Source organism: Longispora albida DSM 44784 (assembly GCF_000379825.1).
Lineage (GTDB): Bacteria > Actinomycetota > Actinomycetes > Mycobacteriales > Micromonosporaceae > Longispora > Longispora albida.
This window is the reverse complement of record NZ_KB903825.1, coordinates 412,342-428,538: the sequence shown is the minus strand read 5'-3', so window position 1 is coordinate 428,538 and position 16,197 is coordinate 412,342. Positions and strand designations below refer to the sequence as shown.

Annotated in this window: 12 protein-coding genes; 6 read left to right on the top strand and 6 right to left on the bottom strand. The window is 71.9% G+C overall.

Annotated features, from left to right (window positions below; genetic code table 11):
* Positions 1-22 precede the first annotated feature (22 nt).
* From A3G1_RS35125 to A3G1_RS0115700, 6 genes are all read right to left on the bottom strand, one after another.
* Entirely contained in the window at positions 23-6,394 is a 6,372-nt protein-coding gene (locus A3G1_RS35125) for a MupA/Atu3671 family FMN-dependent luciferase-like monooxygenase (protein ID WP_051110543.1), read from the bottom strand.
* Complete coding sequence (locus A3G1_RS0115720; protein ID WP_211216315.1) at positions 6,391-9,123, bottom strand: beta-ketoacyl synthase N-terminal-like domain-containing protein; 2,733 nt, start codon at positions 9,121-9,123, stop codon at positions 6,391-6,393. Before A3G1_RS0115720 ends, A3G1_RS35125 begins: the two co-directional genes overlap by 4 nt.
* A gap of 160 nt (positions 9,124-9,283) precedes the next feature.
* Positions 9,284-9,697, bottom strand: a complete 414-nt coding sequence (locus tag A3G1_RS0115715; protein WP_018350430.1) for an arsenate reductase ArsC — start codon at positions 9,695-9,697, stop codon at positions 9,284-9,286.
* A complete protein-coding gene (locus A3G1_RS0115710; protein ID WP_040478597.1) occupies positions 9,694-10,425 on the bottom strand; it encodes an aquaporin in 732 nt (243 codons plus the stop codon). Before A3G1_RS0115710 ends, A3G1_RS0115715 begins: the two co-directional genes overlap by 4 nt.
* Positions 10,425-10,730 (bottom strand): ArsR/SmtB family transcription factor, encoded by a 306-nt coding sequence (locus tag A3G1_RS0115705; RefSeq protein ID WP_018350428.1) that lies wholly within the window; start codon positions 10,728-10,730, stop codon positions 10,425-10,427. Before A3G1_RS0115705 ends, A3G1_RS0115710 begins: the two co-directional genes overlap by 1 nt.
* Positions 10,731-10,814: 84 nt before the next feature.
* Positions 10,815-11,198 (bottom strand): ArsR/SmtB family transcription factor, encoded by a 384-nt coding sequence (locus A3G1_RS0115700; RefSeq protein ID WP_018350427.1) that lies wholly within the window; start codon positions 11,196-11,198, stop codon positions 10,815-10,817.
* A 78-nt stretch (positions 11,199-11,276) separates the two neighbouring features.
* Here A3G1_RS0115700 and A3G1_RS0115695 point away from each other — a divergent pair, with 78 nt between their 5' ends.
* The 6 genes from A3G1_RS0115695 (at position 11,277) to A3G1_RS0115670 (ending at position 16,131) form a co-directional block, all read left to right on the top strand.
* Complete coding sequence (locus A3G1_RS0115695; RefSeq protein ID WP_157641164.1) at positions 11,277-11,516, top strand: hypothetical protein; 240 nt, start codon at positions 11,277-11,279, stop codon at positions 11,514-11,516.
* On the top strand, positions 11,513-12,688 hold the full coding sequence (locus A3G1_RS35120; RefSeq protein ID WP_051110542.1) for a M28 family peptidase: 1,176 nt from the start codon (positions 11,513-11,515) through the stop codon (positions 12,686-12,688). Before A3G1_RS0115695 ends, A3G1_RS35120 begins: the two co-directional genes overlap by 4 nt.
* Positions 12,689-12,789: 101 nt before the next feature.
* On the top strand, positions 12,790-13,122 hold the full coding sequence (locus A3G1_RS0115685; RefSeq protein WP_018350425.1) for an ArsR/SmtB family transcription factor: 333 nt from the start codon (positions 12,790-12,792) through the stop codon (positions 13,120-13,122).
* Positions 13,123-13,219: 97 nt separating this feature from the next.
* Positions 13,220-13,387 carry a hypothetical protein gene (locus A3G1_RS40595; protein WP_018350424.1) on the top strand — a complete coding sequence of 56 codons (168 nt, stop codon included), beginning with the start codon at positions 13,220-13,222 and terminating at the stop codon, positions 13,385-13,387.
* Between the two features lie 36 nt (positions 13,388-13,423).
* Positions 13,424-14,896, top strand: coding sequence for an FAD-dependent oxidoreductase (locus tag A3G1_RS0115675; RefSeq protein ID WP_018350423.1), 1,473 nt, complete (start codon positions 13,424-13,426; stop codon positions 14,894-14,896).
* Positions 14,893-16,131: an MFS transporter gene (locus A3G1_RS0115670; protein ID WP_018350422.1), complete on the top strand. Its 1,239-nt coding sequence runs from the start codon at positions 14,893-14,895 to the stop codon at positions 16,129-16,131. The genes A3G1_RS0115675 and A3G1_RS0115670 overlap by 4 nt, the downstream gene beginning before the upstream one ends.
* Positions 16,132-16,197: the final 66 nt, after the last annotated feature.

Below are 16,197 nucleotides of genomic sequence, written 5' to 3'. Positions count from 1 at the left end.
TGGAGAGGCCCCGGCTCCCGGGTCAGGACAGTGGTGCGTCTGGTTCGGCTGTCAGCTCGGCCAGCAGTTCCAGGTACCGCGCGCACCAGCCCTCCACTGTGGCCGGTTCGAACAGGTCCAGGGCGTAGTAGACCAGGCCGGTCAGCTCGTCCCCGTCCGGCAGGAGCTGGAAGTGCATGTCTTCGCCCGCCGACTCGATCGGCACGTCGGCGATGGTCACGTCGAGGCCGGGCAGCTCGACGCGCAGGTCGAGCGAGTTGTGGAACGAGAACATCACCGGCAGCCAGGCCGGCACGTCGTCGCGGCGCTCGCGGAGGCCAGCGAAGACCGCCTTCATCGGCGCGTGCCGGTCGATGCCGGTGAACACCGAGGTGGTCACCCGGTCCACAGCCTCGGCGAAGGTGGCGGCCCCGGCCAGCCGCATCCGGACCAGCAGCACCATCGTCGTCATGCCGAGCAGGCCCTCGTGCTCGCGGAGCCGCCGGTTCTCGAAGGCTGTCCGCAGCACGAAGTCCCGCTGGCCGGTCAGCTCGGCGACCAGCAGGCCCATCGCGGCCCCCGTCACGGCGTACGCTGTCGTGCCCCGGCCCTTGGCCAGCACGGCGACCCGCTCGGCGACGTCGGCGGGCACGGTGAACACGCACCGCCCGGCGCGTTCGGTGCGTTCGGCAGGCTCCGGATGGTCGTTCGGGAGACGCAGCACCAGGTCTGTCGTCGCGAGTTCCGCCATCCAGTACTCCAGGTGCGCGGCGCTCTGCTCGGCCAGCCGGGCGTTCTGCCACCGGGCGTGCTCGATCGGCTGGGAGGGCACCGGCGGCAGGTCCTCGTCGGCGTAACTCGCGGCCAGCTCGCGGAACAGCAGCGACATGGCCGAGCCGTCGCACGCGGCGTGGTGCACGACCACGACCAGCCGCCACTCCGCCGCCCCGGTCCGGATCAGCGCGGCCCTCATCGGCCGGCCAGCGGCCAGGTCGAGCGGTTTGGTGGCTGCGGCGCGGACCAGTTCGGCGGCGCGGGCCTCGCGGCTGGCGGCCGGCATGCCGGTCAGGTCGTCGATCGGCAGCGGCAGGCTCTCGGGAGGAAGTACCTCCTGCCGCCACTGGCCGTCGCGCTCCGCGTACCGGGTGCGCAGGATCTCGTGCCGCTCGACCAGGGTGTCCAGCGCCCGGCGCAGGGCCGGAACGTCCAGCTCGCCGGTGATGCGCCACTCGAACGGCACGTTGAAGTGCTCGGGGCGGGCGGCCTGGTACCCGGCGAAACCGTTCTGCTGGTAGGACAGCTCGCCGGACCTCAGTACCGGGCCCGCCAGCCGGTCGAGCATGGCGCGCAGCGTCGGGCGCTGGAAGAACTCCAGCACCGGGTACTCGTGCCCCAGCTCCTCGCGGACCCGGTTGAGCAGCCGCATCACCGAGACGGAGTGCCCGCCGAGGGCGAAGTAGCCGTCGTCGTCGCCGATGACGGAAGCCGGCTGGCCGAGTTCGGCCGACCACAGGGCACGCAGCCGTTCAGCCAGGTCCTGCTGAGGGGGAGTGGGTTCGGGTGCGAGGGCCGCGCGGTCGACTTTGCCGTTGACGGTCAACGGCAGAGCTTCGACCAGCGACCACGCCGTGGGTACCAGATAGGGCGGGACCTTTTCGGACAGCATGGCCTTGAGCCGCTCGACCAGGCCTGAGTGGCTGGTGCCCGGCGCGGGCACGACATAGCCGGCGAGATAGGCCTCGTCGCGGTTGTCGCGGTGGGCGAGCACGACCGCCTGGCCGGCGCCCGGCAGCGTGGCCAGCGCCCGGCTCGCCTCGGACGGCGAAACCCGGTAGCCGCGCACCTTGACCTGGTCGTCAGCCCGGCCGAGATACTCGTAGCCGTCCGGTCCGAGGCGGACCAGGTCGCCGGTGCGGTAGACGCCGCCGAACCGTTCGCCGCCGAGGTAGCCGAGTCCGACGGGCGGGCCCTCGACCACCAGCTCGCCGTCCACGATGGACAGTTGTGCGCCGTCGACCGCGTGGCCGATGGGGATCATGTCCGGGCCCTCCGGGCCGACGGTCGCGGCGGTGACCAGCACCGTCGTCTCGGTCGGGCCGTAGAGATTGGTGACGGTGTACGGCATGCCGGGCGCGGGGCGGCGGCGGAGCGCGTCACCACCGATCGTGAGGTGCCTCAGCGGCGGCTGGCCGGCGGCGGGCAGCCCGAGCAGCGCCTCACCCAGTGCGGTGGGCAGCAGGGTGAAGGTGATCCCAGCTTCGGCGTACCACCTGGCCAGAGCCTTGGTGTCCAGGCGCAGGTGCTCGCCGGCGATGGCGAGGCTCCCACCGGCCGTGAGCACGGGCCAGGTCTCGAACACCGAGGCGTCGAAACTCTGCCCGCAGACCAGGGCGCCACGGTCTGCCGGGCCGAGGCCGAAGTACCGGCCTGCCCACTGGCAGAGGTTGACGACACCCCGGTGCGCGATCTCCACGCCCTTCGGCCGGCCGCCGGAGCCGGAGGTGTAGATGACGTAGCACCGGTCGTCGGGTCCGATGGTCAGCTCGGGTGCCACCGGGCTGGAGTCTTCGGCGGGCTGGATCCAGCGTGTACCGGGCGGCAGATCCGCCGCACCGTCCACTGTGGTGAGTGTCAGGGCTGGGCGGGCGTCGGCGAGGATCGTGCCGACCCTGGCCTTGCCCAGGCCGGGATCCAGCGGCAGGTAGGCGGCACCAGCCTTGAGGACACCGAGCATCGCGACGATCAGCTCCGGCGAGCGGGGCAGCCACAGCGCGACCAGATCACGGGGGGCGACGCCCTCGGCGCGGAGCTGGGCGGCGACGGCGTTGGCCCGGGCGTCGAGGTCGCCGAAGGTCAGACCGGGGGCAACGGCCACGGCTTCCGGGGTGCGGCGCGCCCGGTCGGCGAGCCATCCCGGCACGGTCTCAGGGGCCGTCTTGGTGGTGAAGGCAGCCAGGCTGGCTTCGAAACGGTCGAGCAGGCCGTCGATCGTCGCCAGATCGAACAGATCACTGCTGTACTCCGCGTGCACCCGCACCCCGTCCGGCGCGTCCTTGAAGTGCAGCGCCAGGTCGGTGAGCGCCTTGTCCGGCCCGTACGGCAGCGGCTCGGCCGTCACGCCGGGCAGTTCCAGCCGGAACGGGTCGGCGGCAGCGTACTCGACCAGGGTCTGGAAGATCGGCGTGCGGTCCAGGTGCCGCTCGGTGAGCAGCTCCGCGACCAGCGCCTCGAACGGCACGTCCGCGTGGTCGTACGCGTCGAGTGTCGTCTCCCGTACCCGGCGCAGCAGCTCAGCTGTGCCCGGCTCGCCGGACAGGTCCAGCCGCAGAGCCAGCGTGTTCACGAAGAACCCGACGTGCTCCTCCGTGCCGGCCGGCCGGTCGGCGTACGGCGTGCCGACGATCAGGTCCGTCTGACCGGTCACCTGCCGCAACGCCGCCGCGTACCCAGCGACCAGCACCATGAACAGCGTGCAGCGGTGCTCCTTCGCGACCGCTCGCAGGGCAGCCGACAACTCCGGATCCAGCGTCCGGTACGTGGCCCGGCCCTGGCCCGACATCACCGCCGGGCGCGGCCGGTCGGCGGGCAGCGCGAGCACGGGCAGGTCACCGGCGAGCTGGCCGCGCCAGTAGGTCAGGTCCGCAGGGCGGTCGGGCCGGTAGTCCACAGTGGGCAGTTCCGGCAGCGACGCGCCCTGGTACAACGCTGACAGGTCCCGGCTCATCAGCACCGCGGAGACCTGGTCGACGACGATGTGGTGGAACGACAGGATCAGCACATGCTGGTCCGGCCCCTCGGTCAGCAGGCTGGCGTGGAACAGCGGGCCGTTCTCGAGGTCGAAGCGGCGGGCCGACTCGGAGCGCATCGCCTCCTCGACCGTGGCGTCCGAGCGCAGGAGCGGCTGAGGAGCAGGCGGATGGACACGGCGGCGGGGTTCACCGTCGCGTTCGGTGAAGGTGCTGCGAAGGGCTTCGTGGCGCGCGGTGAGCGCGGTCAGCGCCGCCGAGAGCGCTCCGATGTCGAGCGGGCCGGTGAGGCGGATCGCCTTCGGCTCGTTGTACGCGGTACCAGGGAGCAGCCGCTCGGACAGCCAGATCCGGCGCTGGGCGGACGTGAGCGGAAAGTCGGCAGGCACCTCGGGCAGCACGGCTGGGCTCGCGACCGGCTCGCGGCCGGCGGGCTGATCGGAAGCGAAGCGGCGGCGGAGCGCGTCGAGATGGGGCAGCGCGGCCGTCAGGCGCTCAGCCGGTACCCCGAAGTCGACCAGGGCGGCGATCTCGTCCACCCCGATCCGGCGCAGGTCCTCGACCACTGCCGCACACGAGTCCGGCGTGCCGATCAGCGACCGGGCGTCGCAGTAGCGGTCGTAGGCTCGCTCGAACAGGTAGTCCAGGTCGGCGTCGGCGGCCTCGGCGATGTCGAGGCTCCGGGCCACCTGGCCGAACAGGGCCAGCGACGAGCGCATGTACCTTTTCAGCGGCTCGAACGCCTCGGCCCGCGCCCGCTCGTGGTCCTCACCGAGATAGGCGTGCAGCAGGACGACGATCCGGCCGGCGTCCAGCCCGGCTGCTGCCCGCTCGCTGCGGTACAGGGCGATGTTGCTGGCGAGCTGCTCGACGTTCTGGGTCATCAGGTTCGTCACGACGCCCAGGCCCGAGGCCGCCGCCCGGCGGAAACTCTCGGGGTTACCGACGATCGCGGTGTACATCGGCGGCTCGGCCTGCACCGGGCGCGGATACAGCGAGATGGCGGTGTCCAGGCCGGTCCCGCCGCGCCGGGTCACCGCCTCGCCCCGCCACAGCCGCCGTACCTGGTCGAGGTGGTCGTACATCACCGACTGCCGGTCGGCGAAGTTGTCAGGGAAGAACACGAAGTCGTCGGGCTGCCAGCCGCTGGCCACGCCGATCCCGGCCCGCCCGCCCGACAGCCGGTCCACCATGGACCATTCCTCGGCCACCCGGACCGGGTCGTGCAGCGGGAGCACCACCGAGCCGGCGTTGAGCCGGATCCGGCTGGTTTCCCTGGCCAGCGCTGCGGCGAGCACCGCAGGGTTCGGGAACACGCCGCCGAACGAGTGGAAGTGCCGCTCCGGCAGCCACACCCCGCAGAAGCCGTGCTGGTCGGCGTACCTGGCAGCCGAGGCCATCACCTCGTACGGCTCCTCGGCGCCCTCAGCCGGGTAGTCGCCGAAGAAGTACAGGCTCATGTCCATCGCCTTGGGCGCCGGCGCCAGGCCGGCCGCACGCAGCTCGCCGAGCGCGTCCCGCACGGCGCTGACGAGCATCTCGATGTCGCTTTCGGCGTGCGCGGCGGACAGGTAGAACGTGCGCTGGTCGCCGACGTGCACGCCGCGCAGGGTGAGGTGCGGGTAGAGCAGGTCCAGCTCCGCAGGGTGCTCGAACCAGAACTGTGAACCGGAGTGCGCCAGCCGGACCGGATAGCCCTCGGCGGTGAAGAAGGCGTTCAGCTCGGCGGCGAGGCGGGTGGTCAGGGCCGTGAGCTGCTCCTGGAGGTGCGGGCTGTATTCGCGTACCCGTGTCAGCACGGCCTCAGCGGCGGCCACCGCGAGCGGATGCGCCAGAGCCGGCGCGGGAGCGGACTCGGGCAGCAGGCCGGACCGGCCGGTGATCGCGCCGACCGGCAGGCCGTTGGCCAGGGTCTCGCCGTGCACGACCAGGTCGGCGGTGAACCCGTGGGAGCCCGGCGCGCCAGCCACGTGCGACCGCAGGCCGGTGCGCCGCTCATCGAGGATCAGCAGGATGCCGTGCTGATCGGCCAGCGTACGAAGCTCGCGGAGGAACCCGGCCGGCTGCGTCTCGCCGAGTGGTTCGATCAGCACGGCCGCCACGTCCGGGCCGAGCAGGTCGTACGCTGCCGCGTCCCGCCCGGCCAGCAGGCTCGCCTCGTCGGCGTGACGTGCGTCGAACACCACGACAGTCCGCCGGCCGGTCGTGGCCCGCGCGATCCGGAGCGCCCCGGCCACGGCCTCCGCGCCCGACCCGGTGAGGACGGCGTGGTCCATCCCGGTCAGTTCGGCGAGCAGGCCGGGCACGTCACGGGAGTCCGGGGTGCCGAGCGGTGCCGGGGTGAGATCGCCGAGGAAGGCCGGGGCGTGCCCGAAGAGCAGCGCGCCGCCACCGAGGGCGATGTCCAGATAGGTGTGACCGTCGAGGTCGGTGAGCCGGGAGCCAGAAGCCTGCTGCCCGATGACCTGCGGGAACGCCGGGGCCGGGCCGCCACGGGCGGCGAGTGCTGCTGAGCGGGGCACCCGCTGCTGGTACCGGCGAGCCAGGTCCTCACGATGCGGTTCCGGCTCGGTGCCTGCCGTCGGGACAGGGGGAAGGGCTGCGAGCTGGCGGTCCAGCAGGTCCGCCGCCTCGGTGAGTGCCCGGATCTGGGCGCTGATCGAGGTCATCGGCCCTCACCAGCCGCGAACCGGGCCACCAGGCCGGACATCTCGGCCATCAGCGAGAGCTGACGCCCGGTGACCTGCCGGATCTCCTCCGCAAGAGCTTCGATCTCGGCCCGGGTGACGGGCCCGCCGGAGGCCAGCGGTGCAGAGACCGGCAGGGCGGAAGTCTTCGGGACAAAGACTGGCGGGGTAGCGGCCTGCGGGGCAGCGACCTGAGGTTCGGGGACCGCCGGGACAGCGACCACCGGCACGGGAACCGCCGGCACCGAAGGCGCTTCCGATCGCAGGGCGGTCCTGTCAGCCGACCCCGGAACCCGCTGGGCCGGCACGACCACCCTCGCCGCCAGAGCCGCTGACGGCTCCCCGGCACCCGCTTCCGGCAGCCCGGCCATCCGGGTCTCGATCAGGGTGGCGAGCCCGCGCGGCGAGTCGGCCTCCTCGAACAGTTCCCGCATCGACACCTTGACCGCGAACTCCCGTTCGAGGTCACGGACCATGTTGACCATGACCAGGGAGTCGGCGCCCAGCGAGGTGAAGGCCGTGTCGGGGCCGACCTCGCTGACCGGGCAGCCCAGGTGCCGGCCGGTCAGCTCGCGGATCCGGTCGAGTACCTGTACCTGCATCGGGGTCTCCTTGTGCTCGGGTGCCAGCCAGTGCCGGCGGCGCTGGAAGGGGTATGGCGGGATGTCTGTCCGGGTACCGCCGGTGCCGGCCAGGACGGCCGCCCAGTCGACGGCAGCGCCCCGGCTCCACAGCTCGGCGGCGGTGCGTTCCAGTTCCGGGCCGGTGAGCGGGCGGACGGTGAACGTCTCGTAGCCCGCCGCCGCGAGCCCGCCGCCCGGCGCTGGCGGGGCCGGCCAGTCCGCCCAGGACGGGGTCCAGCCGGCGGCCCGGAGTCCGGTACCCCACAGGACGGGGATCCTGGCCGGCTGCCAGGGTGCGGCGTCGAACGCGGCCCGGAAGGCTGGCAGGCTCGGCCGGTCTCCGAGCGGGACGAGCATGCCGTCGGTGTCGGTACGTTCCGCGTCGAGGCTGGTCCGCAGCGCGGCGAGCTGTCCGGCGGCGGCCATCGGCAGCGCCCCGGCCATACCGAGGGCCATGAACTCGCCTGCCACGGCGGCCGGCTCGATGCCGAGCTTCGTCCACTGTGCACACGTTTCCGCGGTGGTACCGGCAGGCACGACGAGCCCGATCCGGGGCGGCTCGCCGGCCTCGACGGCCGTCGCGTCAGCCAGGGACGCGGCGAGTTCGGCGGCGGTCGAGCCGGTGGCGGCGACGCGGTACCGGTGCTGCCCCTGCCCGACAGCGACACTCCACACCAGATCCGCGACGTCGTCGGTGACGCCGAGCCGGGCTGCGAGGGCTGAGGTCAGCTCCGTCAGGGCCGCCGGGGTGTGCGCCGACACCGGCAGCACTCCGGCCGCCCGGCTCCTGCGCGGCCGGGCCAGCACGGGTGCCTGTTCGAGGACCAGGTGCACGTTCGTCCCGCCGACGCCGAGCGAGGTCAGCCCGGCCAGCCTCGGACCGGTGCCGGCCCACGGCTCGGCGGCGAGCGGGATCCGGAACGGGCTGCCGTCCAGCGCGAGCGCCGGGTTCGGCCGGGTGAAGTTGGCCAGCGGCGGGATCTCGGCGCGCTGGAGTACGAGGATCGCCTTGATCAGGCTGGCCATGCCGGAGCAGGAGTCGAGGTGCCCGATGTTGGCCTTGGTCGAGCCGAGCGCGCAGTACGCGACCCGGCCGGTGTGCTCCCGGTACGCGGCGACGGCGGCGTCGAACTCGATCGGGTCGCCCTTGAGGGTGCCCGTGCCGTGCGTCTCCAGGTACCCGATGTCCCCGGCGTCGACACCCGCGACTTCCAGGCCGCGCAGCAGGGCCCGGGTCTGGCCGGCGGCGCTGGGTGCGGCGTAGGCCCGCTTGTCTGCGCCGTCGTTGACCACCCCGACGCCGCGGATCACCGCGTGGATGCGGTCGCCGTCGGCCAGCGCCCGGTCGAGCCGCTTGAGCAGTACTGCCGCGACGCCGTTGCCACCGACCGTGCCGTCGGCAGCCGCGTCGAAGGGCCGGCAGACGCCGGTCTTGGACAGGATCGAACCCTTGACGTACGTGTAGCCGGTGACCTGGGGGATGTGCACGGAGGCCGCGCCGGCCAGCATCAGGTCGCTCTCGCCGGTGAGCAGGGACTGGCTGGCCAGGTGCACGGCCATCGCGGACGTGGAGCAGCCGGACAGCACGCTGAACGCCGGCCCGGTCAGCCCGAGCCGGTAGGCGACCCGGGTGGCCACGAAGTCGGGATGGTTGCCGATCGCGGACTGCAGGGTGCTGACCGTGTCGTCCGGCCCACCGGCGGGGAGCACGTTGTTGAGCAGGTAGTTGTGCAGGGGATACAGGTGGTAGCTGGCTCCGGCCACCACCCCGATCCGCGTACCGGGGGACGACGCGTAGCCGCCGTCGGCCAGGGCCTGGTAACAGGTTTCCAGGAACAGCCGGTGCTGCGGGTCGGTACGGGCCGCCTCGGCGGGGCTCATCCCGAAGAAGCCGGCGTCGAAGTCGGCGACGCCGTCCAGAGTGCCCGAAACGGCCACCAGCCCGGGGGTCCGCTTCACGCCGGCGGCGTCGAGCTCGGCGGAGCTGAACCGGCGGACGCTGTTCACCCCGTGCCGGATGTTGTGCCAGAACTGGCCTGGATGGTCGGCCCCCGGGAGCCGGAACGCGAGCCCAACGACGGCGATCACGTGGCCGAGCATTACACAGAATCGCGGAGCCTAAAAGATCTTGAAGTGCGGCAAATATCACGGCACCGAAACGGATCCCCAGCTCAAACCCCAGAACAACCCTCCATATAGTACTCAGCCCGTGAGCCACCCCACCGAGAAACGGTCACGGACGGTAACGCTAGGCGACTGCGGTGATCCCCAGCGACGCGAGGAGTTCCTCCACCTTGGTCTTGATCTGGTCGCGGATGACGCGGACCGGCTCGATGCCCTGGCCGGCCGGGTCGTCGAGTTTCCAGTCCTCGTACCGCTTGCCAGGGAAGACGGGGCAGACGTCGCCGCAGCCCATCGTGATCATGACGTCGGAGGCTTCGGCGGTTTCGTAGTCGAGTACGCGGGGCTTGTTCGCGGTGATGTCGATGCCCACCTCACGCATGGCTTCGACGGCCACCGGGTTGATGGTCTCAGCGGGAGCCGATCCAGCTGACCGGACCTCCACAGCGCCACCTGCGAGGTGACGGAGCCAGCCTGCGGCCATCTGGGAGCGGCCGGCGTTGTGTACGCAGACGAACAGTACGGACGGCTTGGCTGTCATGACGTCTCCTGGGCGGGTGCGGGGTCGATGGCTTCGTGACCTGCGGCCGGGGCGGCCTGCGGGTACAGGGCGACCACGGCCGCCAGGCCGATCAGCAGGCCGAGGATCTGGAAGCCGGCGAATGCGGGTACAGAGGAGGGGTTGATGCCTGCGAAGGTGTCAGTGAAGGCACGGCCGATGGTGACAGCGGGGTTGGCGAAGCTGGTGGAGCTGGTGAACCAGTACGCCGCTCCGATGTAGGCACCCACGGCCGGAGCGGCGATGGCGGCCCGGCCGGTACGCACGAGCGAGAAGATCAGCAGGACGAGCCCCGCCGTGGCCAGTGTTTCGCCGAGCCACAGGTGGCTGTCGTCGCGATCCTTCGCCGACATGGTGACCGCTGGCAGGCCGAAGGTCAGGTTGGCCAGGATCGCGCCCGCGATCGCGCCGCCGATCTGAGCTGCGATGTAGGGGCCGAGATCCCGGGCAGCGAGGCCGCCGCCGCCAGACTTGTGCAGCCACCAGTCCGCGATGGACACCACCGGGTTGAAATGGGCACCGGATACCGGGCCGAAGATCAGGATCAGCACGGTCAGGCCGAGGACGGTGGCGGTGGAGTTCTCCAGGAGCTGGAGGCCCACGTCGCCGGGGGAGAGGGTCTGGGCCATGACACCGGAACCGACGACAACGGCGACGAGCAGCGCCGTACCGAGGAATTCGGCGAACAGGCGGCGGGGCAGGGCCTGCATCAGCACTCCCTCCGGTTACCCGCCGACTGCCGGGCCCGTTCGCCCAGGTCGGAGAGCGTCCCTGCGGCGGCATCGAAGGGCTCGGGGATCAGCCGGTAGTAGGTGAACCGGCCGTGCGGCTCGGCCTTCACCAGTCCCGCCTGCCGCAGGGCGCGCAGGTGGTTGGAGACGTTGGGCTGGGTGGTGCCGAGGTCTTCGACCAGGTGGCACGTGCAGGCCGGCCCGGCGGCGAGGATCTCGATGATCTGCGCGCGGGTCGGGTCAGCGAGGAGCCGCAGCAGATCAGGGGCAGCTGATATCACCATGTGCTGATAACACCCGCAGGGCACACCCCCGGTCAAATTCTTGATCATGAACTTCTGGTGTACCGGCGCAGGCGGGCGGCATCCTCACTGTGCCCGCGCTGCCGTGAACGTCCCGACGTTGAGCAGGGCGGACAGGGCGGCGAGCTTCTCCGGCACCGCCCGGTACCAGACCCAGGTGCCGCGCCGGTCGCCTTCGATGAGGCCGGCCTCGCGCAGGCTCTTGAGGTGGTGGGAGATGGTCGGGCCGGACAGGTCGAAGGCCGGGGTCAGGTCGCACACGCAGATCTCGCCGTCGTCCGCCGACGCGATCATCGACAGCAGCCGCAGCCGGACGGGGTCCCCGAGGGCCTTGAAAGCCGGGGCGAGGTCGGCTGCCGCCTCGGCGGAGACCGCCTGGCTGGACAGCGGCGTGCAGCACGCTTCGGCCGCGACTGGCGTGAGGGTGAGGACTGGCCCCTGCTTCGACATGCCTCTAGGTTGACAGATTTCGAAACAGGCGGCAAGCTCGGGTCACTGCTTTGAGATTCATCTAACTAGGGAGTGATGATGCGTACCGAACCCACGATCAGCACCGGCGGTTTCCTCGGCGACCCGGCCGAGGCCCTCAACCCGCCTGCCGCGACCGGCGGCTGCTGTGGCAGTGCCCCCTCCGCCACGGCCACGGCGGTCGCCGAGCCGGTCAGTACCTGTTGCGGCACGGTCGCCGAGGCGAAGGCCGAAGGGTCGTGCTGCGGGTCTGAGGCCAAGGCGGAGGCCGTCGCGGCCGGTACCGGCTGCTGCGGATGACCAACGTGCAAGCGCCGGGGCCGGTTACCGCCGGCCCCGGCGCCCCTTCTGCTGAGCGCCTCACCGCCACCGTCGCTGCCCTCGCCGCGCCGGAGTTCACCGGCCGGCGAACGGGAACCCCCGGCGGGCGCTCCGCCCGGGAGTACCTGGCCGGGCAGCTACGGCAGGCCCGGGCCCGGGCGTCCCTGGAGGAGTTCGCGGTGCCGGCGGTGCGGGAGTTGTACGCGACCCCCGCTGCCGTGTGGACCACTCCAGACGGCGCGTCGCACACGCTGGCCCATCGGCGGGACTTCGCCGAACACCTCGCCACCGCAGACGTTCCCGGCCTGCGCCCTGGCCCGCTCGCCGCCGGGACAGATCCCGGCTGGACGGGCCGCTGGGTGCTCGTACCCGCCTTGACACCGGAAGTGATCTCGCAGGCCCAGGCGGCCGGCGCTGGGCTGCTGGTACCACGCGGGACGGACGAGGCCGGGTGGATGCCGAAGATGATCGCCGGCCCCGCCACGGCCCCGGTCCCGATACTCGGCATCCGCCACGACCTGCACCAGCGGATGCTCGCCGAGCGCGGGGAACTGTCCGCCTCGGCCCCGGTCCGCACCGTCGCTGTCACGGGCACGAACGTGCACGGTGTGTTGGCGGACCCCGCTCCTGGCGGGGTCTCAGTACTGCTGACCGCGCACTACGACGGCGTCGGCGACGACCCTCAGCAGCGCTTCCCGGCAGCTGGGGACAACGCCTCCGGCTGCGCGGTGATCCTGGAAGCCGCCCGCATCCTCGCATCCGTGCTACCGGCCGGGACGGGGCTGGCGGTGGCGTTCCTGGACGCCGAGGAAGCTGGCGCCTGGGGTTCCGCCCATCACGCGCCGCAGGTGACGGCAGGCACGTACGTGATCAATGTGGACGGCGCGGCAGAACTGGCGGACGCCGCTGCCGTGGAGGCGGGGGCCCGGCCGGGCCGCTGCTGGCCGCGCTCGACGCGGCAGGGCGGCAGGCGGGAGTGCCGCTACGGGCAGCGCCCATGCCCTCGGACAACCGCCGCTACGCCGCCGCCGGGCTGCCCTCGGCAGGGATCGGAATGGGAATGCCCGGCTACCAGACCCCCGCCGAGACGATCGATCGTGTCCAGCCGGAGACCCTGGTCGCGGCAACCCGGCTGGTCCTCGCGACGGTGAGGCGGCTGGCGGGCATGGCGGCGCGGTAGCCGCGCGGGGGATCGGCGGGATAGTCTTCATCGTCTATCGGCGATAAACGATTATCCTGGAGGTGCGGGCGGATGGAACTCCTCGACCGGAGTGAGGCCGAGACGTACGCGACGTGGTTCAGGGCGCTGTCGGACCCGACCCGGGTGCAGATCCTCGAGCTCCTTGCCCGCGAGGACCGTCCGCTGAGCGTGGGGGAGATCGTCGCCGCGGTCGGGCTGGCGCAGTCGACGGTCTCCCAGCACCTCAAGATCCTGGCGGGCGTGCGGTTCCTGCTGGTCGAGCCGGATGGCAACGCCCGCATGTACCGGGTCAACGAGCGTTGCCTGAGCCGGTTCCCGAGCGCGGCCGACGTGGTCATGGGCAGGCCTGCGCCGGATGCCGGGGATGCCTGCCCTGAAGTGTGACCGGGGCCACCGGCCGAGCTGCCTTGACAATCATCAAATTAGGCGAGAGTCTAATCAGGCAACGAGTTAGAGAAACGTCGAATCAAGGAGCGCGATCATGTTCGCCCTGCTGCACCGCATCGCCGCCCACCGCACCGCAGCCATCGCCGCAGGCGTCCAGTTCTGCGAGACCTGCTCGGAGGGCGTCACCACCGCCTCCCAGCGCGCCGAGGCCCGCCTGGCCTGCGCCCACGAGAAGGCCGTCACCGCCGGCTTCCGGTTCTAGAACCCTCCCGTCCCGAACCCGAAAGGCAGTACCACGATGAGCAGCATCCCGGCCGCCACCCACCCCGTCGTCGTCATCGGCGCAGGCCCCGTCGGCCTCGCAGCCGCCGCGAATCTCGCAGAGCGCGGCCAGGACTTCCTGGTACTGGAAGCAGGCCCCGCCGCCGGTGCGTCGATCAGCCAGTGGGGGCACGTGAAGCTGTTCAGCCCGTGGCGCTTCGACATCGACCCGGCCGCCCGCCGTCTCCTGGAGGCGGACGGCTGGACCGCCCCGGACCCCGCGGGCCTGCCGACCGGCGCCGAGCTCGTCGAGAACTACCTCGCGCCGCTCGCGAAGCTGCCAGCCCTGGCTCCGTACATCCGCTACGACGCGCAGGTCACCGCGATCAGCCGCCTCGGTATCGACCGGGTCCGCACCGCCGGCCGCGAGAACACCCCGTTCCTGATCCGCCTCGCCACCGGTGAGGAGATCACGGCCCGGGCCATTGTGGACGCTTCTGGTACCTGGCGCACCCCCAACGTCCTGGGCGCCTCCGGCCTGCCAGCGCACGGTGAGCACGAGCTGGGCGCGTTCATCGACCACGCCCTCCCGGACGTCCTCGGCGCGGACCGCGAGCAGTACGCCGGCCAGCACACCCTCGTCGCAGGGGCCGGGCACTCGGCAGCCAACACCCTCCTCGCGCTTGCCCAGCTCGCGGAGGAGGAACCGGGCACGCGGGTCACCTGGGCGATCCGCGCGTCCAACGCTTCCCGCTCGTACGGAGGCGGCGACGCCGACGCCCTACCGGCCCGTGGCGCGCTCGGTACCCGGCTGCGCAACCTGGTCACCGAGGGCAAGGTCGAGCTGCTGACCGGGTTCTCCACCCGGGCGGTCCGGAAGGCCGGTACACAGGTGACTGTGGAGAGTGCCGGCGGGCAGGCCGTGACCGTCGACAAGGTCGTGTCCGCCACCGGTTTCCGCCCGGACCACTCGATCGCCACCGAGCTGCGCCTGGACCTCGACTCCGTCATGGGCTCGGCCCGGGAGCTGGCCCCGTTGATCGACCCCAACGAGCACTCCTGTGGCACCGTCCCCCCGCACGGCGAAGCCGAGCTGTCCCACCCCGAACCCGGCTACTACGCGATCGGCGTGAAGTCCTACGGCCGCGCCCCGACGTTCCTGATGGCCACCGGCTACGAGCAGGCACGCTCCGTCGTCGCGGCACTGGCCGGCGACTGGGAAGCCGCCCGCAACGTCGAACTCGACCTGCCCGAGACCGGTGTGTGCTCCACCAACCTCGTCTACGGCGGCGAAGAAGACACCGCGGACTCCGGCTGCTGCGGCCCGGCCCCGGCCGAGCAGGCCGCCGGCTGCGGTACCGAGGCCAGCTCCGGATGCGGCACCCCGGCGCCGGCTGAGCCGAAGCGTGGCCTGGCCACCGGCATCTCCGGCGGCCTGCTCGCCGCACCGATCAACCTCATCGACGTCAGTACCGCCCCGGCCAGCAGCAGCGGCTGCTGCGGCTCATGACCCACCCCGCACCGCTGGCCGCCACCCGTACCCCGGGCGGCGGCCAGCACCACACCCGGGAGGGCCTGGCCCTGATCGGCGCGCTCGCCGTCACCCAGACCATCGGGTACGGCGTCCTGTTCTACGTCTTCGCCGTCTTCCTCACCTCCGTCACCCGCGACCTGCACACCACACCCGCCGTCGTCACCGGGGCACTCACCCTCGGAATCCTCGTCACCGCCGCAGCGTCCGTACCCGCCGGGCGATGGCTGGACCGGCACGGCGGGCGCGCCCTCATGACCGCGGGTTCGGTGCTCGCCGTCATCAGCGTGCTGGCCTGGTCACAGGTCCGTACCCCGGCACAGCTCTACGCGGTGTTCGCGCTGATCGGCCTGGCCTCGGCGATGGTGCTGTACGAGCCGGCTTTCGCCGTCGTCATCCGCCACTTCGCGCAGTCCCGCCGCCAGGGCGCACTTCTCGCCGTCACGCTCGTCGCCGGATTCGCCAGCAGCATCTTCCTGCCCCTCGCCGGGCAACTCGAAATCCACCTCGGCTGGCGCAACGCCGTTGTAGTACTCGCGGCCATCCTCGCCGTCACCATTCCGTTGCACGCCTTCGCCGTCCCCAAGCGGCACACCGTGCAACCGAAGACCAGCACGGAGCCCGGCGACGGTCAGCGGCGGCAGATCGTGCACACCGCGCTCCGCGAAAGGGGTTTCTGGCTGCTCACTCTCGCCTTCCTGGCCCAGGGCGCAGCCGTCGCCGCGATCTCGGTACACCTGATCGCCTACCTCACCAGTCGTGGCCACAGCCCCGCTTTCGCCGCCACCACCGCCGGCCTGCTCGGCGTTCTGTCCGTGACCGGCCGCATCCTCACCACCGGCGTCACCCGCCGGCTGCCCATCGGCCTGGTCACCGCCGCCGTGTTCGCGCTGCAAGCCGCAGCCGCCGCAGCCCTCCCAGCGCTCGGAGGGACGAGGGCCGGGGCGATCATCTGCGTGACAGCCTTCGGCCTCGGGTTCGGTGTCGCCGCCATCGCACGGTCCGCCATCCTCGCCGCCCGTTACGGGACCACGGCCTACGCCACTCTTTCCGGCGCGCAGGCCTTGCCCATCACCCTCGCCAAAGCCGCCGCACCCCTCGCCGCAGCTGGAGTCGCGGCGGCTAGCGGTTACAGCACCGTTCCCGCTGCGGCCGCCGGGGCCTGCGTCCTCGCCGCCGTCTGCTTGTTCACCGCCAGGCAGCCAGCAGGCTAACGACACCGCAGGTGGGAGCGGCCGCGAACGCCGGCGAGGATGCCCAGCAGGCTGGCCGACTCGACT